The following is a 16,826-nucleotide window of genomic DNA, read 5'->3' on the forward strand; positions in this document are numbered from 1 at the left end:
AGCGCGACCGGCCCAGGCTCCAGATCACCGTGAAGCCAACGTCAAGGTAAGTAAGGAGCGTCGGGATATTTCGCAAGGTGTGAATCGCAGATTCTGACGGTATCGAGACAGCCCGGCTTTCACCCGCGGAACCGCCTTCTGTAGGTCAAGTCTAGACGTCATTCCCGCCCTGTCAGGCTCAACGCAATTGGCCGGCGTCGATGAATGCAGCGTGAATCTACACTGCGTCAGTGCTTGCCTCGGCAAAGGCGGCGAGGAACACGTTGTCTGGCTAGTGACGGTCGAGGGTGAGCAAGATCGGTTCGTACCCGTCGAGGTGCAACGCGTCGTCGCACATCTGGCGCAGCCAATCGATGGCGAGAGCGGATGGTGGTTGCCCTTTGGAATCGGCGACAGCATAGGCGTGGAACCACGGCAGGACGCGGGTTCCGGCGAGGCGCTCGGAGTCTTTGACGTCAACGAGGTGAGTGAGATCGTCCCGGGTCGTGAACCACACGGCGACCTTTGTGGACGGCTCGGCTTTAGTTCCGAGGCAAAGCTCCTCAGTGAGCAATGATGTGGCGATAGCTTGTGGCACGGCGAGAGCCCCGGTGAGGTGGCGATGCCAGGATGCCAGATCCTGGGCAGATGCGGGCTTGCCGTGTCTGGTTCGCGGCTCGATATGGAGGACGAAGTCGGCGCATAGGGGATCTCTCCAGAACGACAGTCCGTTCGGCTCGGGCAGGAGGATCTGAGCCCAAGCGGCAGGGGCGAGGTGTTCCTGGCTACCGGCAAGCGCGGCGCTGTAGTGGTGCCGACCATGACCTCCTCGCGGAGTCCAAGCCGCGCCATCGGTGTACGTAAGTGCCTCGACGAGGTTCGCGATACAAGGCTGTGCCAGCACCCGGAGGAACGCCCGTCGTATCTCAGAGGTCGACATGTGCCCTGGCGTCACGGGTTCACAGCCCAGCCTAAGTCCGACGCGTACTGAAGGTGGCTCTTTCGCCGGCTCCCGGCCGGTGTAGACGGGATGGTCGAACCTGATGTCCCTGACGCCTGCGGACAACGGGCTCCGCTCGGCGTCGTCGATGGGTTGGCGCCACTTGCCGGTCATGCCTGGGCTTCTTCCGTTAGCAGATCGATAAGGATCGCGAGGATCAGGTCGGCCGAAAGGGTTTTGCGGCGGCGCTGCCAGGTATGGTGCTCTCCAAGTTGCCGCACCGCGTCGTAATGCTGGATGAAGTCGTCCCAGCGAAGACCTGTTGGGCGAAGGTCGCTGGTTCGCGCCAACGGATGGCGTACGAAAGTGTCCAAGTACCAGTGCTGTCGGTCACCGTCGGCTTCGCAGATTAGGTTAGCTAGCCGTTGATGTCCGTGGTTCGCGACAGCTGACACCTCACCGGCCAAGATAAGATCTTCGTTCCCGCTCGGCATGGTCTGCATCCACAGGACAAGGTCGAGATGGATGCCGTCGAAGTGGAATCGTTGGACGTCGCCGTGGTTGTCCCACCGCAGGTCGGGCAGATCCTGCCGCATGCGACCTGCTGCGGAGGCGCAGATGTCTTCGAGATCGGCCAGTGCTTGCCGACGTTCCGCTGCCCGAGCCTCGACCCCACTTGCCATCTGACTTTGCTCTACCGTCTGCCGACGGCGACGCTGGGCCAGCTTTAGTGCGGCCTCGGCCAACCCTCCAGGCAGTCCATTCGCACCAGGAAGGGCGGCGAGAACAGCGTCGGCGTCCTGTGGCCGGCGAGCGGGATCCTTGTCGAGAAGCCGCAGGATCAATCGGGCCAGCGCCGGACTGGCAGGGGTGTCGGATGGCGGAGCGTGTAGGTGCTGGTCTTGCAGCTCCGCGGGTTCGACACCGAGAAACGGGCGGCTCCCGGTCGCTAGCTCGTGGGCGATACAGCCCAGGGCATACAGGTCGCTCTTGTGGGTCGCAGGCTGTCCTCGCCACCGTTCGGGTGCCAGGTATGGCATCGTTCCGCCGTACCGGAAGGTGTTCGTGGCCGTTCGCGCATCCAGGTCGCGGCTCATCCCGAAGTCTGCCAGCCGCCAACGTCCGTCGTACAACAACACGTTCCCCGGCTTGAGATCGCGGTGCACGATCCCAGCGGTTTGGAGCTCGGACAAGCCTGATGTGATATCCCGCAGCACCACCAGTTGAGACTCTTCTGCCAGGCCATACCGGAGCCCAGCGAGCTCGTCAGCAAGGCTGCGATCCGCCAGCGGCATCACCAACAAGAGGTCGTCACCGGCGACAGACCACGTGAGTGGCGCGAGCAGGTGCCCGGGCGCCTGTTGGCCCAGTTTCAGGGCAATCTGGAGTTCCCGGTTCGCGTCCGGCCCGCGCATCGCGCCTCCGACGATCCGCTTGATCGCCACGGCCCGGCGATCGGCGCGGCGACGGCCGGTGTGCACAGTTCCCTGCCCACCGTGCCCAAGAGTGGCCAGGGAGAACTCATATTGATGACCGTCATCGGCCTGACAGGTCGTCGTGATCACATTCTCAATCTTCCTAGCTATGGACGCCCACGGTACGGGAACAGCATCCTGCTGTGCTCGACATTCCGCGGCCGCGGGGTGGGCGGAGTACGCCACAAACGGGGTTGTAGGACATCCGGTGGGCGGGGGGTTGGCGAGCCCTGGCGCCGACTAAGACGACAAGCCCATCGACGCATGCTTACGGCAGACGACATCGTGACGGCGCCGACATACTCGGCGGTTTCGTCGTGATCTCGCCCTCGTCGCCCACCCCCGGGATCCTGCCGACGGGCTCGAGTATGGACCGCGAGGACAGTTGAGCCAGCTGCGATCGGTGACGAGACTTCACCACACTTGCGCACAAATGGGGCGGCCACCGCCCTCATGACCTCCGCTGTATCGGCACCGCCTTCAGCGCACGCTGCGGGAGTCCCACTCCTCCAGCACCGCCTGGAGTTGTTGCCTGAGCTCCGGCCTGGTCACGCGGTCCTGAGCCCTCCAGCGGATGTACTCCTCCGCTCCTTGCAGGAGCCCGGACCAGGGATGTTTGAGCACCATGGCGACGTGGGTCCCCGGCGAACTGAGATGGCTCCAAGAGTCGAAGTCACGCCCGGGCGGCTGCTTGGCTGAAGGTATATGCCCGTCGACGTACTCCCCGTTGGGTTGCTGGCACGTCCACTCGGTACCCGTGGCACACCTCGAACGGGCCAGGGTGCCCATCATCTGCGGAAACCGGCGTTGCCACTCTGCGTCGAGCGCGTACACGTCCGAAGCAAGAGGAATCGCCTTCCCGCACAAGCAGCACGCGATTCGGAATTTCGGCCGCAACATGTGAAGCTCCCCAAACGACGGTCAGAAGCCCCATGCTGTCACGACGATCGAACGAGGCTCGGATCTTCCGGCCCTGCGCGTGCTGTGTGTCGGCCCGGATCGGCGGCCGGCGCTTCTTCAAAGCACATCTTTGGCCGCCTGAAGCGCAGTAGGGCGCGCCTCGTGAGGTATTGCCCGTCGCTGAAGGTGAGCACGTAGGCGTCGGCCTCGATGAGCGCGTACGAGACCTGGTTGGTGTTCACGGTGTCGATTCATGCTGTGTGACGGTTGCTTGATCGTGGCGTCGCCGGGTTGATGTTCACGCTGTCGCCGGACCGCAGGCGTATTGGCCCCTTAATGCCGCGGTTGTTGGTTGCCCGAAGGGAAACGTCGGCGGCGGATTGCCCTCATGCGGTTCAGCGGGTGACGCGGCCGGACAAGGTTGATCCGATCCGTGCGCGCTCGCGCTTTGGCCACGGCCGCAGAGCGGCCAGCCGCAAACCCGGCCAGCGGATCCTGCCAGGCCGCGATGATCGCTCCGACCGGCTCCCGTCACGTGCGCAGCTTTGCTCCCGTGGCTGGACTTCGGTTTCAGCGCGGCGAAGGCACAGAGTCTTCGGCGGTCTCAGTAGCGGAACCGCAGAGGTAACGGTTTGGTCTCCGATGGTTGCCGTGATGCTTGCCGACGATGTTTGTGCTGGTCAGAAGCCTTCGGCAAGCCTTTCGGCAAGGGTGGATTTACAGCGTGGGTGTTCACCGCGACTCGAAAGGGGACTCCGGTGAACACCTCGAAGAAGCCTCAGGACCGTCGGACTCAGCACGGGCTGATCGGCCGCCTCAACCGCGAGTGGGACGAACTCTCCACTAACCCGGCCACTACGAATGCGCTGGCGCGCTGGGGCCAGGAGCAGCTTGCGTTGTCTGGCTACCCGACCATCGAACGGCTGGAGGCCGCCGTCGCCGCGGGGTCGAGCGGACGGACGGACGGCATTTTCCACGCCCTACTTACCTTCGCTACCAATTCGGACAAACCGGACTCGGCTCTGGCTGCACGGATCGTGCTGCAGTTGATGCTGCCAGCCGTGGTGCGGATGGCCCTGAGTCTCCACCACTCGTCCGGGTGGTCGGAGCGGGAGGCCGTCGCCGTCGATGCGATGTACGAGTCGATCGTCACGTATCCGCTGCGGCGGAATCGGCTCGTGCCGGCCAACATCGCGCTGGACGCGCTGCAGATCGTCGATCGTCGGCTGATACCGCGGCTGGATCCGGGCGTCTACGAGAACCCGTGTGGCGAGTTGCCCGACCACCTACAGCCGCCGGCCGGGGACAGGTCGGCCGCCGAGGAACTAGCGCGGCTGCTGGTCTGGGCGGTGCGCACCAACGTCGTCACCCAGGAAGAGGCCAGCCTGTTGGCCACGACGACCGGTCACAGGGACGCCAAGCGCGCAGCTGCTGAGCTCGGCATGTCCCACGCGGCACTCAGGAAGCGGCGCAGCCGCGTCATCAGCAAGCTGCGTGCCGCAGTCGGCGACTACGACGCCGACCTCGCCTTGGTCGAACGGCCCGCCGCCAATCGGTCCGACGAGGGACGTCACAGCTAGCCGCCGTGGCGCGCTTTCCCTGTGGTGCAGATGACCAGGGCGGCGGCATTGGAGGCATGCGGTGAACGACGAACGGGATCACCGGTCGGCAGCCGATCATGCGCAGGCGCTTGTCGACAAGTGGATCGCCGATCCGTCCGGCAGCTCGGCGTTTACCTACCTGATGCAGCTGGCCCGACAGGACTCGGGCGCGTTCGATCGGCTGGTTGCCGATGAGCGGCAGTTGCTGCTCGAGCTCCTCGACTGCGTACTCGGCTCCGATCCAGGCTCCGGTGCGGAGGATCGCTCGTGAAGGACGGCGGTTCTGTGATCTCGGCTGCCACGGCGACCCGCTTGGTCACCGTGGCCCTGTGGGCGGCGATCGTTGCTGGGCCAGCGCTAGGCGTGGCGGCCTTGCTCAACAGCGATCCGCCGCCCACCAAGGTCGGGTCGGACGTAGCGACCGTTCAGCGGTCTGCGGTCGGCCCTGGCGACTTCGCAATCCGCTACGTCACCGTTTGGCTGGAACAGAGCGACGGCGACGGTGAGGCGTTGCGCGCGTTCTATCCGGACGTTCCGGCGCCGTTTCCGACGGCCCAGGTTCGGCGTGCTGCACGCGGCCTTCGGGTGGCATCTGCCTGGGAGGTACGACCGGGGTACTGGTCGGTCACGGTTGCCGGACAGGCCGTCGAGCACGACGGCAAGGCCTGGCGACGCACGCCCGACCGGTTCTGGCGGGTTGGCGTTCTGGCGCGGGGTGACGCAGCCGCAGGTGGAACGGCGTCGAACGGCGCGGCCGCCGGCTATGTGGCGACCGGGCTGCCGACGGAAGTCGCAGGCCCGCAGCAGGCCGAGCTGCCCGAGCTGGCGTACGGCCAATCTGTTGATGGTGCGCCCGGACCGGTGGGCGACAGTGTCGAGCGCTTCCTCGGCCTGTATCTGACTGGACGCCCGGGCCTTGACCGTTACCTGGCGCCGGGCGCGCGGATCACATCGCCGAGACCCGCGCCGTACTTGGACGTCCGCGTGCTGCGCCTGGCCGCTGCCGACCAGGACGGCGAGATCGATCTGACCTCATCGGCGGTGCCCACCGACGGAACCGAACTGAGCGTGCTGGCGACGGTGCAGCCGTTCAGTGACGCGGGTCAGGCTGCGCCACTGTCGTACGCACTCACGCTGTCGTCCCGCGCCGGGCGGTGGGAGGTCGCCGGTCTCGACGCCGCGCCCGCGCTCGCACCAAACCGCACCAGCCCGACAAAGGCTCCAGGAACCCAACCGCAAGGAGGACAGTGATGCAGACGATTCTGCAAGCCGGTGATCTGATCAACGAGATCCAGGCCAAGCTCGGCGAGATCAAGACGCTGCTGCTGACCATCATCGGCGTAGCCGGTGTGTGGATCGTGTTCAAGGTCTGGTGGCAGACCAAGGCCATCGTGGCCGCCGCGATCGCGATCTTCACGGTCGCGCTCGTGCTGTGGGGCGTGACCAGCGTCGACTGGCTGAAGGGCAAGCTCGGCACGGAGCTGACCAGTACGCAGGCTGTGGTCGTCATGCATGCGATCGACCCCTCGGACAAGCAGCAGGGCTGACCCCATCGTGGCCATGGACTCCGGCGAGGTGCTCACCGGGCGCTGCTACACGCGCGCACAGCGGATCCCGTTGATGATCGGGCGGCTGCCCGGGGCGCAGGGTCCGCTGTGGGGCGGCCCGTACACGGTGACACAGTTCGCCGTGTTCTGCGGCGGGATCGTACTGCTGTGGCTTACTCGGAGTCTCTGGGCGCACCTGGGCACGGGCTGGAACGGCGTGACTCTGATCGGCCTGCCGGCGCTGGCGGCCTGGGCCGTACGACGCGCGCGGATTGACGGCCGCGACCCGCTGCACGCCGCGCTGGGTATCGCCGCGTTCGTGCTGGCGCCGGCGACTGGCCGCCTGGCCGGCCGGGCATGGCGGCCTCCGGCGGCCAGCGCCTGCGGGCGTGGCCGGTTCTTCGTCACCGTGGCCGCCACGTCCGACGCGCCGCCCGCTCCTCGCGAGACGCCGGATCGGCCCGCCCGGCTGACCACACACACTCGGCGGACGAGGGTCGAGGAGTTGCTGGCCGCCGCTCGTGCGTTGGCGGCCGAACGGGAGGAGCAGTAGTGAAGCACCCGATCCGGCATCTCGCGGGAAACCTGATCTGGACCCGCTACGGCACGGTCTGGGCCATCTGGCGGGTCGAGGCGCCGCAATACCGCAACGCCCCGAACGCGGCCCGATCCGAAGTCCTGCAGCGCACCGAGGCGCTGTTGAAGGCATTGCCGGCCGGCGAGGCACTCCTGCTCTCGCTGTGCCCGCAGACCGATCCGGACGACGTGCTTGCCCGAATGCTTGCCGAGATCGACCTGGACGCTTGCCCGGCCTGGGCAGAGGCGTGTAAGGCTGCTGCCGAAACCCTTGCCGAGTTCGTGCTCACCGAACGCACGCACTGGCTAGCTCTGCCGCTGCCGAACATGTCTGGGCAAGGCCGCCTTGCAGATGCTACGGCGGCGGCCTGGTCGCAGGTGGCCGACACGTTCGGGCTGCCCGCGCCACCGGTGACCGCGAAGAAGGTGGCGGCCAACCGGCGGTTGGCTGACAAGATCGCCAACAGCTTGCCCGGAGTCGGCATCCGGCCGGCGGACGCGGCCGAGGTGCTCTGGATGTTCACCCGCGCTCCCCTCCGAGGGCTCGCCGAGCCGCCGCTCGTACGTGGCGAGTCCGGCGGATCATATGTGGTGGGCGAGCAGATGCGTGGACCGAGCCTTGCCGGGCTGGATCAGGTGTGGTTCGACGAAGGCGGCAAAGCCGGCCGCACACTTGTCTCGCCGTTCGCCCACCGGTACGTGACCGTGACCCATCCGGACTACCCTGATCAGCCCTCCTACCAGGCGTTTCTGACCCTCGCGGAGATGCCGGCAGCGTTCGCCTTCCCAGGCAGCGAGTACCTGGAACGCCTTGACGACTTCGGCTTTCCGATCGACTGGGCGGCGCGGCTGACGCTGGTCCCGCGAGACAAGGCCGAGGCGCACTCCCGTCGCCGCGCGCGGGAACTGTCCGAGCAGGCCGTCCAGCGCGGCGACGGCTCAGGCACGCTTCCCTCCGAGCTGGAACAGGCTCTACGCGACCTGGACGAGTACCGCGCTCAGCTGTCCGCCAGCGCATCGCAGGTCGAGGTGCAGGCGAGGGTCGTGTTCTGCGTGTGGAGCACCGACCCCGACCTCGTGGACGAGTACGCGGACACGTTGCGCCGCGAGCTCGCGCCGAGCGACTACCAGATCGTTCGACCGACGGGCGCGCAGACCGACCTGTACGCCGCCATGCTGCCCGGCAACCCATGCCCGCGCGTACTGCGCGACTACACGCAATACCTGTTCGCCAAGGACTTCGCGATGGCGATCCCGTTCGCCGCCACCGAGCTCGGTGATCCGCACGGCGGCCTGCTCGGCATCCGGATCGACTCGTCCGGTACCGCTCCCGTCCTGCATGATCCCAGCTACGGCCCGCGCCAACTGCATACCTCGGCCTCCGCCGGGTTCATCGGTGAGCTGGGCGGCGGCAAGTCCGTCACGATGAAGGTGCTGCTCGACCTGATCGTTCGTCGCGGTGGACTCGCTTTGGTGATCGACCGGACGCCGAGCCAGGAGTGGGCACGCTTCGTGGATGCGGTCCCCGGCAAGAGCAGAACGCTTCGAGTGGCCGCCGACGCCGCGTTCAGCCTGGATCCGTTGCGCTGCTTCGAACCCGAGTCCGCGCAGCGCTACACCGAGGGCTTTCTTGGTCTATTGCTCGGTGTCGAGCCCTTGTCCAGCGAGGGCGCACTGCTGTCCGAGGCGATCAGCTCCGTGCTGGCCGGGGCTTCGCCATCGATGCAGAGCCTACGTGACACGCTCGCCACCGCCGGCGACCCACGATCGGCGGATGTTGGCCGCCGACTGGCGGCCGCGCAGCGTCTGGACCTGGCCGCCACCGTGTTCGACGAGCGGCTGCCGGCGCTGGAGATCGACGACGTGGATACGTCGGTCCTGGTGTTCTCCACGCACGGCATCGCGCTGCCCGACCGTGACGAGCTGGCCAACGAGTACCAGCTGCGCCAGCTGCCACCGGAGAAACGGCTCGGCCGAGCCGTGATGTACCTGCTGGCCGCCATCTGCCGCGACAAGGCATTCGCCGCAGACAGCTTCGCGGGGGTGTTCCTCGACGAGTGCTACTGGCTCACCTCCAGCAGCGAGGGAGAACGCCTCGCCCTCGAGCTCGTTCGCGACGGACGCAAACACGACGCCGCCGTCTACCTCGGCGGCCACGACCCGGCAGATCTGGGCAACGAAGTGATCAGCGGCCTGCTGGGGCAGCGGTTCCTGTTCCGGCACCGCGACAGGTACCTGGCCGAACGCGGGCTTGCCTGGCTCGGTCTTGAGGCCGACGAGGACCTGGTGCACCTCGTCACCCGCGACCTGTCCCCCGTGGATGTCCCGCCGGACCAGCAGGAGGAACGAGCCGGTGAGTGCCTGTACCGGGACTGCCGGGGCCGGATCTCGCTGATGAAGGTACTCATCCCCGACCTGACCGGCCTCGCCGAGGCGATCCGTACAAACCCCGCCAGCGGAGCATCCGGATGAGAAGAACGGGATGGTGGACGTTCCTGCGCTGCGTTGTGCTGATCGCGGGCACTACCGGCGTGCTGTTCGCGGTCATGGCCGCGGCCACATCCTCCCCCGCGAGTGCAGCCACACCTGGAAGCGTCGCGGCTGACGGTGGCGTGCTCGGTCCGCTGAACCCGGCCGATGCCAACGGGATCACCATCGACCACTACGACATCACGGCCGACAACGGCGGCGCGCTGGACTTCGGCCGTAAGGTCCTGATCTTCTTCACCAACGCCGCGTTCGCCATCAACCGATGGGTGGTCGGTCTCGCCTCCTGGCTGGTCGAATGGGTGCTGGACTTCAAGATCACCAACTACCTGCTCGGCCCGGTGATCAAGCTGAGCCAGGTTCTGGAGTCCCACCTGATCATCGGCACTGGCCTCGGCGCGTTCGCGCTCACGCTGGCGGCCGTCGTGTGTGGCATGTGGGTGCTGCGCGGTCGGCGCTCCAAGGGCCTGACCGAGTTCGCCGTTACGCTGGTGATCGCCGCGTTCGCCGCCACCTACATCTCGTCCCCCGCATCGACAGTGTTCGGCCCGACCGGGCTGCTGGGCAAGACGCGTGACCTGTCGCTGGAAGTGGGCTCGCTGGTCATCACCGATGGTCGTTCCTCGACCGGCGGTTCGGCGAAGGTCACCAGCGAGGTACGGGCCATGTTCGTCGACACCTTCGTCCGCAAGCCCCACCAGCTGATCAACTACGGCGAGCTGTTCGACGCCGACCCGCAGCGGCCGCATCGATGCCTGCGGGTCTACAACGACCTGCTCGCCGACGGCCCGTGGGGAAGCAGCCCTGAACCCAGGACCCGCATGACTGCCTGCGACCCGGAGCTGGCCGACTTTAACCGGGAGGCAACCTGGGACCGGCTCGGCGCCGCCCTGCTGTCGGTGATCGCGGCTCTGTTCGTCGGCGTCCTCGCGATCCTGATCAGCCTTACCCTGCTGGCAAGTCAGCTGTGGCTGGTGCTCGAGACCATACGGCTGCTGTTCGCCCTGGTGATCGGGCTCGTACCCGGGCCGGGACGGCGCCAGCTGTGGAAGGCGATCGGTGGCCTGGCCGCCGCTCTGGCCGGAGTGATCGCCACGATCGTGTCCCTCATGCTGTACGTCGTGGTCGTCCGTGCTCTGCTAACGGCCGCAGGGAACCAATGGCTGTTCGTCCGATTCTTGCTGCTAGATGTTGCGATCTTCTGCGGGTTCGCCTGGTACAAGAAGCTCCTCGCGGGCAGCCGCTCCGTCGCTGCACGTATCTCCACGCGATTCGGCGGCGCACCCGCGGCCGCTACTCCTCCCAGCGTCATCCCCACCTACCGGCAGGGCCGCGCTGAGCTCGCCCGTGTAGCAAACGCCGTCCGTACGGGCGTACGGCCGCTGCGCAGGCCAAGCCGAGCCGCCGGCCGCCACCTACAGAGCTGGCTGCTGTCCAAGGTCCGCCTTTCGCAACCCGGGACGAGTTCTCAGTCGCCACCGGAGGAGCCAGTGACCGAGCAGCCCACGCGACGGCGTCGCCGCGCGCCGCAGAGGAGAATGCCAGTGAACCGCAGGCCGGACCGGACCACCACAGAAGCGGAACGGCCTAAGCGTCGGCGCAGCTCGCGTGAGCCTGCCAAACGGCCTTCCCGCAGCTTGAAGAAGTCCAGATCCCGCAGGGCGGCCAAGGCCGAGACCAAGGCGGCCAAGAAACCGCGGCAGACATGTACGGCGGCCACGGCGGCCAACGTCGCGCAACGGCGCAAGGCGTCTGTCGCGCGATCCCGGAGAACGGCCGAGCGCCAGCGCCGCCGACTCCGGACCCGCAAGGCCGCTCAAGCCACTCCAAAGCGGCGACCGGGCCGCAAATGAGCAAAAAGCTGCGCCGGCTGGTCGTCGCCGTCGTGGGTGCGCCACTACTGATGGCTGGATTCCTCGTCGTTGCGGCCGGCGCCGACGAGGACGGCCAGGTGGCCACCTCCCTCCCGGACGACGTGCCCGGCATCCCGGCAATCCTGTTGGACGCCTATCTCCGGGCGGCACGAGCCACCCCCGATCTCGCACCACGGTGCAGGGGCATGCGGTGGTCGATACTCGCGGGCATCGGCAAGGTCGAGTCCGATCAAGCCGGACGAAGCCTTGTCCACCTCAACGGCAACATCGTTCCGGCAATTTTGGGTCCAAGGCTGGACGGCACCAACAACACCGTGGAGATCCGCGATACCGACGACGGCCGGTGGGACTTCGATACCGCCTACGATCGTGCGGTTGGGCCCCTGCAGTTCATTCCCTCGACGTGGAAGCATCTCGGGCGGGACGGGAACGGCGATGGGACAGCAGATCCGAACAACGCCTACGACGCCACGTACGCGGCAGTCGTCCACCTGTGCGGGACGAGGCCACGCGACTTCAGCGATCGGAGGCAGCTTGCCGACGCGCTGTACGGCTACAACCAGATGCGTTCATACGTGACGAACGTCCTGCGCTGGGTTGACCACTACGACGCTTACATCGGCAAGGCGAGCTTGCCGACGAGCTCCGGCAACGGCTCGCAGATCCTGGCCGCGGCCATGCGATGGCGGGGTACGCCGTACTCGTGGGGTGGTGGAGATGCCAGCGGACCCAGCTACGGCGGCTGTTGCAGTCCAGGCGGTCAAGACGGATCCACGATCAAGGGCTTCGACTGCTCCGGCCTCACCATCTACGCGCTCGGCCAGGTCGGCGTGCGTGGTGTTCAGCATTCGGCCACGTGGCAGTTCCGCAACGCCGAGCGCCTCGGCGCTCAGCGGATCTCCCGTAGCCAGGGCATGGCAGCACTCCGACCCGGCGACATCGTATGGTTCTCGACTACGCCAACCAACCCGGAGTACACCCATCACGTCGGCATCTACGCCGGCAACGGCCAGATGATCAACGCGCCGCGCCCTGGGAAGAACGTCGGCCTCGATCCCGTCGACCTCGGCGAATACGCCGGCGCCGCACGCTGGTAGGCGTCACACGCCAGATCTCGAACGCGCTTACTCCAGGCGAAACTGTTCAGCGTTCCACTGGAGTTGACATGCGTGACTTCCAGAAGGCCGTCCAACACTGCCGAGACAGGCTGCGTCAGGGACAGGAGATCTCAGACGCCGGTGCCCGCGTAATCGCCTCCCTGTACCACGAGGGCCAGTGGTCGTCCTCATACGCGCTCGCTTCGAGCGGCGCGATCACCGTCGAGCCAGATCACCTGTGGCGAGAGCTGTTCGGCGACTACAAGCTGGACCCCGACGAGCTGCTGATGGCCGAGATGCTCCGCGCGTACATCGAACGCCGCTGGCGAAGCGGGCAACGCGACCCCGTACCCGGCTGGCCCACACTCTGGCTCCAGTAAGAGGAGTCACAGCAATGAAGCACACCGTCGTCAGCTGCGGTCAGTACCTCGAGTGCCACGTCTGCGGGACGTGGTGGAGCAGGAGCCGCTACCAGGACCGAATCCTCAGCACATGCGAGGGCCCGAAGGGCCGGCACGCACGCGACTGCGACTGCCCCGACCACGGGAAGTGGCTAGGCGAGGTAGTGCTATGAAGCACTTCGTCTATAAGGCCGCTAATCCACCTCGATGGTGCGCACTGTCGCCCGACCAGTGGCGTGAACAATGGCGCAATGCACTGACCGCGGACGACTTGACAGAAGGCCGACCCGGTCTGAGCTGGGTCGAGCACACCTGGTGGGGCCAGCTACGCTGGAGAGCCGCGACGTACTACGACGCACTTGCTCTTGCCGAAGGATCGGCCGGCGCCACCGTGGTCGAACAGGTCGTTGTTTACGACCCGTCCCGGGGTCAGCCGCTGACGTCCGAGCCAACAACACGGCTGCGGTGGTGGCGCTGGCGCAGGCATTCGTCCAGGCTGACCCATCCGGCAGGCGGGGTCATGCTCCGTTGTTGCGGCACCAAGGATGTCCTCGACGGCCTGATAGCGCCCGCCAATGAACTGGACACCTACCTGTCGCTGTTGGACTCCGCGGACCTGTCCTACAAGACGTCGACGCTGGCCCATCGTCTGCTCTGGGAGGGTGTCCTCCTGGCGGATCGCGTCAACTCGATCTGCGAGGCCAGGCGTGCCCTGACGGACATTCAGGATCGGCTACACCAACTCAGTCTGGCGGCCTGGCAAGCGCACGAGTCGCTTACCGGCAAGCGTGCCCAGAGCGCCATCAAGAGAGCCCAATCCACGACTGCGGACCTCCAAGCATCTGTTGATGCTGCACTGCGAGACCTACGTGAGATCGCCGATCGCGCACCGTACGCCAACAACTCGGAAGGTGACCATGCCGTACACAAGAATTGGCGACTTCCCCACGGATTCAACTGGAACTAAGCCCGTCTGCCCGGACTGCGCGTGCGCGCTGACGATCGGCGGCGCACTCACCAAGAGCGGAGGAGTTGGCTACGCAGAATGTAGGCAATGCGGCAAGCGCTACTGGCTGACCGGCTGACTGAATGGAGTACCACAACAGATACCGAAACGGATACCACAACGAGTACCAAAACAGGTACCGAATCTCCTTCTCCCGTTGTACATATACGCGCTGGTCAGAGACCATCCGGCAAGGCTCATAAGGAATCGACTCTTTCTACTGCCTGCTGTCCAGCCCCATCCATATGGAGGTCGATGATGAGAAGCTGCTCGGGCTGGACGGCAGGCCTCGAAAACGTCAGCGCGCCGCAGGCGCTCGATATGCACCCCGGGCAATGGGTAAGCGCGATACCGACAATCACCATGGGAGTGGTCGCGCTCCTGATCGCGGTTCTTAACGTTCGACGAGTCCTGATCAACAGAAGACTTTCCGAGCGAGTCAGCTATGAACTTCTCCCGACGACCTCCTTCGACCCCAGCAGTGAAGATGTCCTCCGCTTCGCCAACCAGGTCGCCCGCACCCGGCCGTCGGTCTGGAGCGGCGCCCCGGCTGCGGCGACTGCGGTCCGCGTGCGGCTGACCACCAGGCCGGACGGCCAGCAGACGTACGTCCTCGAGGGACACCTGACCTCCACCTCCGTGCTGCGTCACCAGAGCTACCCGCACGTCGAGATCCGCCAATGCCCAGCGAAGGAAAACTCTCCCTCCTCGACGCCCGCCGACCGGCGCGTTCATGTCGCTCGCGCCGAGCTCGTGCTTGCCAAGGACTCCGACCAGCCGCTTCGAGCTGTGCCGTTGCGTCCCGACCCGCTGCAGGCTTTGGCGGCCGCGGTCTGCGATGTACGCCAAGATCTGGGTGAGCGAGTCGACGTCTGCCTCGACCTGCTTCCGCTCACCGCGGCAAAGGTGCAGCATCTCCGCCACCGAGGGATGCAACACGTTCGATCGGGCGGTGATGGTCTCTGGCATCATGCCGCCGCCAGCCTGACCGGTGGTTACTCCATAGGACAGTTGGCCCGCCTGGTGCTGGGCACCACGCCCGTAGGCAGCCGGGCGAGTCGACCACGGCGTACCGAGGGGAGAGACGTCCCCCTCAAGCGCGGCCGCCTCGACGTCACGGTCGACAAGCTTTCCGGAGCGGAGCCCGTTTTTGTCGCGCAGGTTCTGATCCGGGCAGAGTCGGAGATCCCGGGCCGCGCCGAGGCACATCTGCATCAGATGCTCGCCGCGATGGACCAGTGGCGTTCCGGCCAGAACTGGTGGCGAGTCGCCGGCCCGAACCTGCGGCTCCTCCACATTGGCGCGGATTCCTGGCCGCGACGCCGCGGCTTCGACCGGCGCTTCCGTACCGGAGAATTCTCCCCGCGCAAGCAGTCCCTGGTGACGCCAAGCGAGGTCGGCGGGCTGCTCAAGCCAGCCACGCGGCATTGCGCAGCGCGCAACGTCGCGCGTTCCGGCGGGCTAATCCCGCCCGCCCCCAGAGAACTCACCGTCTACAGGGGACAACCTGATCTACTGCCACTGGGCTTCGTGCGTCGCGCCGACGGTGGCCAAGCTCTCGTCGGGGCGCCTCTGGATGAGACTTTGTTCTCGCTTCGTACTGGGAAGGCTGGCTGCGGCAAGACCGAGCTGGCATTGGTGCAGGCCGTCGCGCTGGCCCGGTCGGGGCACGGCGTGTGGTTCCTTGACCCGCACCGGGACGGGTGGGAGCGCGCGAAGCCGTACCTGTGCAGGGACGGGCTATACCAGCGGGTATGGGAGATCGACCTGACGCTGCGGAACGATGAGGCGCGCCAGTGCGGCTGGAACCCGCTGTCCATGCACGGGAAACGCCGCGAGCACATCTACGACCAGACCTCCGCCGTCGTCACTGGGATCGCCTCAGCGCTGGCGTGGGGCGACGGCGCCAACCGAGCCCAGACGATCCTGACCAAGGCCTGCGAATCCCTGTGCGAGCTCGGGCTGAAGCTGCCCGCGGACCTGCAACCGACGCTGTTCCAGATCCGTACCTTGCTACAAGACGAGGACTGGCGGATGGCGATCATGCCGCACCTGAGCGGCGGGCTCAAGGCGTACTGGGCGACCAGCTTCCGCTCCTACAGTGCCGATGCCATCCCCGTGGTCACCAACGTGATCGAGCGTCTTGCTGCCTCGCCTGCGCTGCGAGCCTTCCTCGGGCAACCCCAATCGACCTACGACGCCCGCCGGGCGCTCGACACCGGCCGCGTCGTAATGGTCTGCCCGCAAGGAACAGGAACAACCGATCGAATTGTCACCTGCTTGCTCATCTTCGACCTATTCAACGCCGCGCTGTCACGCAGGGACCTTCCGGCTGAGCAACGCCGCCCCTTCCATGCGTTCGTCGACGAACTCACCGTCGTGGACGGCGCCGCACGCGGTACGATCGCCGCGATCGTCGAGCAGCTCAGGAAGTTCGGCGTACGTGGGCACTTCATGACCCAGATGGCTTCCCGCCTGTCGGCGACCACCCGGACTTCTCTCCTCCAGAACCAATCGATCCTGGCCACGTCCACCGCCGAGATCGACGCCGCGAAGACCGTCACGCGCCAGTGGGGCAACATCATCGACCCGAACACCGTCGTCCAGCTGGAGAAGTACCACCACATCGTCTCGGTCACGATGAACGGACGGACCACCGAGCCGTTCCTGATCCGAGGGCCGCAACTCGGGATCGACCTGTTCGGCGAAGACCATCACCCAGAACGAATCCCTGTGCTCGACGCCGCGATCGACACCAACCTGCGCCGCCGACGCATCCAGGATGTGACCGAGGAACTCGACCAGCTCGACAACCGGATCAAAGCGCAGCTTGGGCCAGCACCCGCCCTGCGATCCATGACCAGCTCATCGACGGGCGAACGATCCCGGCGCGGCACCGGCCAGGGAACAGACCTCGGCCCGTCGACAAGGCTCGGGTAGGGC

The 16,826-nt window shown here is 66.3% G+C and carries 15 protein-coding genes; 11 read left to right on the forward strand and 4 right to left on the reverse strand.

Features of this window, described 5'->3' with window-relative positions; translation table 11 throughout:
* Nucleotides 1-271 precede the first annotated feature (271 nt).
* From ACYVF6_RS43435 to ACYVF6_RS43450, 4 genes are all read right to left on the reverse strand, one after another.
* The gene (locus ACYVF6_RS43435) at nucleotides 272-1,093 is read right to left on the reverse strand and encodes a hypothetical protein (RefSeq protein ID WP_460532036.1); all 822 of its coding nucleotides are present in this window, start codon (nucleotides 1,091-1,093) and stop codon (nucleotides 272-274) included.
* Nucleotides 1,090-2,484 (reverse strand): serine/threonine-protein kinase, encoded by a 1,395-nt coding sequence (locus ACYVF6_RS43440; RefSeq protein WP_460532039.1) that lies wholly within the window; start codon nucleotides 2,482-2,484, stop codon nucleotides 1,090-1,092. The genes ACYVF6_RS43435 and ACYVF6_RS43440 overlap by 4 nt, the downstream gene beginning before the upstream one ends.
* A gap of 390 nt (nucleotides 2,485-2,874) precedes the next feature.
* Entirely contained in the window at nucleotides 2,875-3,021 is a 147-nt protein-coding gene (locus ACYVF6_RS43445) for a hypothetical protein (RefSeq protein WP_460532042.1), read from the reverse strand.
* A 311-nt stretch (nucleotides 3,022-3,332) separates the two neighbouring features.
* Nucleotides 3,333-3,536 (reverse strand): hypothetical protein, encoded by a 204-nt coding sequence (locus ACYVF6_RS43450; RefSeq protein ID WP_460532045.1) that lies wholly within the window; start codon nucleotides 3,534-3,536, stop codon nucleotides 3,333-3,335.
* Between the two features lie 516 nt (nucleotides 3,537-4,052).
* Between ACYVF6_RS43450 and ACYVF6_RS43455 the strand changes: the two genes are divergently transcribed.
* From ACYVF6_RS43455 to ACYVF6_RS43505, 11 genes are all read left to right on the forward strand, one after another.
* Nucleotides 4,053-4,874: a hypothetical protein gene (locus tag ACYVF6_RS43455; protein WP_460532048.1), complete on the forward strand. Its 822-nt coding sequence runs from the start codon at nucleotides 4,053-4,055 to the stop codon at nucleotides 4,872-4,874.
* A gap of 61 nt (nucleotides 4,875-4,935) precedes the next feature.
* Nucleotides 4,936-5,166, forward strand: coding sequence for a hypothetical protein (locus ACYVF6_RS43460; RefSeq protein WP_460532051.1), 231 nt, complete (start codon nucleotides 4,936-4,938; stop codon nucleotides 5,164-5,166).
* Nucleotides 5,163-6,146, forward strand: a complete 984-nt coding sequence (locus ACYVF6_RS43465; protein WP_460532054.1) for a hypothetical protein — start codon at nucleotides 5,163-5,165, stop codon at nucleotides 6,144-6,146. The genes ACYVF6_RS43460 and ACYVF6_RS43465 overlap by 4 nt, the downstream gene beginning before the upstream one ends.
* Nucleotides 6,146-6,442, forward strand: coding sequence for a hypothetical protein (locus ACYVF6_RS43470; protein ID WP_460532057.1), 297 nt, complete (start codon nucleotides 6,146-6,148; stop codon nucleotides 6,440-6,442). Before ACYVF6_RS43465 ends, ACYVF6_RS43470 begins: the two co-directional genes overlap by 1 nt.
* 13 nt (nucleotides 6,443-6,455) lie before the next feature.
* Nucleotides 6,456-6,995 (forward strand): hypothetical protein, encoded by a 540-nt coding sequence (locus tag ACYVF6_RS43475; RefSeq protein ID WP_460532060.1) that lies wholly within the window; start codon nucleotides 6,456-6,458, stop codon nucleotides 6,993-6,995.
* Nucleotides 6,995-9,490 (forward strand): ATP-binding protein, encoded by a 2,496-nt coding sequence (locus ACYVF6_RS43480; RefSeq protein WP_460532063.1) that lies wholly within the window; start codon nucleotides 6,995-6,997, stop codon nucleotides 9,488-9,490. The genes ACYVF6_RS43475 and ACYVF6_RS43480 overlap by 1 nt, the downstream gene beginning before the upstream one ends.
* Nucleotides 9,487-11,358: a hypothetical protein gene (locus tag ACYVF6_RS43485; RefSeq protein ID WP_460532066.1), complete on the forward strand. Its 1,872-nt coding sequence runs from the start codon at nucleotides 9,487-9,489 to the stop codon at nucleotides 11,356-11,358. Before ACYVF6_RS43480 ends, ACYVF6_RS43485 begins: the two co-directional genes overlap by 4 nt.
* Nucleotides 11,355-12,476: a C40 family peptidase gene (locus ACYVF6_RS43490; protein WP_460532068.1), complete on the forward strand. Its 1,122-nt coding sequence runs from the start codon at nucleotides 11,355-11,357 to the stop codon at nucleotides 12,474-12,476. Before ACYVF6_RS43485 ends, ACYVF6_RS43490 begins: the two co-directional genes overlap by 4 nt.
* 68 nt (nucleotides 12,477-12,544) lie before the next feature.
* On the forward strand, nucleotides 12,545-12,856 hold the full coding sequence (locus ACYVF6_RS43495) for a hypothetical protein (protein ID WP_460532070.1): 312 nt from the start codon (nucleotides 12,545-12,547) through the stop codon (nucleotides 12,854-12,856).
* A 190-nt stretch (nucleotides 12,857-13,046) separates the two neighbouring features.
* Nucleotides 13,047-13,844: a hypothetical protein gene (locus ACYVF6_RS43500; protein ID WP_460532073.1), complete on the forward strand. Its 798-nt coding sequence runs from the start codon at nucleotides 13,047-13,049 to the stop codon at nucleotides 13,842-13,844.
* Nucleotides 13,845-14,138: 294 nt separating this feature from the next.
* The gene (locus ACYVF6_RS43505; protein WP_460532075.1) at nucleotides 14,139-16,823 is read left to right on the forward strand and encodes a type IV secretory system conjugative DNA transfer family protein; all 2,685 of its coding nucleotides are present in this window, start codon (nucleotides 14,139-14,141) and stop codon (nucleotides 16,821-16,823) included.
* The last annotated feature ends 3 nt before the right edge of the window (nucleotides 16,824-16,826 follow it).

Source organism: Flindersiella endophytica, from assembly GCF_054779015.1.

What these genes read in the sequence shown, in the direction of transcription:
- ACYVF6_RS43435 (WP_460532036.1), bottom strand. Translation starts at nt 1,093, where the DNA reads ATGACCGGCAAGTGGCGCCAACCCATCGACGACGCCGAGCGGAGCCCG.
- ACYVF6_RS43445 (WP_460532042.1), bottom strand. Translation starts at nt 3,021, where the DNA reads ATGGTGCTCAAACATCCCTGGTCCGGGCTCCTGCAAGGAGCGGAGGAG.
- ACYVF6_RS43470 (WP_460532057.1), top strand. Translation starts at nt 6,146, where the DNA reads ATGCAGACGATTCTGCAAGCCGGTGATCTGATCAACGAGATCCAGGCC.
- ACYVF6_RS43475 (WP_460532060.1), top strand. Translation starts at nt 6,456, where the DNA reads ATGGACTCCGGCGAGGTGCTCACCGGGCGCTGCTACACGCGCGCACAG.
- ACYVF6_RS43485 (WP_460532066.1), top strand. Translation starts at nt 9,487, where the DNA reads ATGAGAAGAACGGGATGGTGGACGTTCCTGCGCTGCGTTGTGCTGATC.
- ACYVF6_RS43490 (WP_460532068.1), top strand. Translation starts at nt 11,355, where the DNA reads ATGAGCAAAAAGCTGCGCCGGCTGGTCGTCGCCGTCGTGGGTGCGCCA.
- ACYVF6_RS43495 (WP_460532070.1), top strand. Translation starts at nt 12,545, where the DNA reads ATGCGTGACTTCCAGAAGGCCGTCCAACACTGCCGAGACAGGCTGCGT.
- ACYVF6_RS43500 (WP_460532073.1), top strand. Translation starts at nt 13,047, where the DNA reads ATGAAGCACTTCGTCTATAAGGCCGCTAATCCACCTCGATGGTGCGCA.
- ACYVF6_RS43505 (WP_460532075.1), top strand. Translation starts at nt 14,139, where the DNA reads ATGATGAGAAGCTGCTCGGGCTGGACGGCAGGCCTCGAAAACGTCAGC.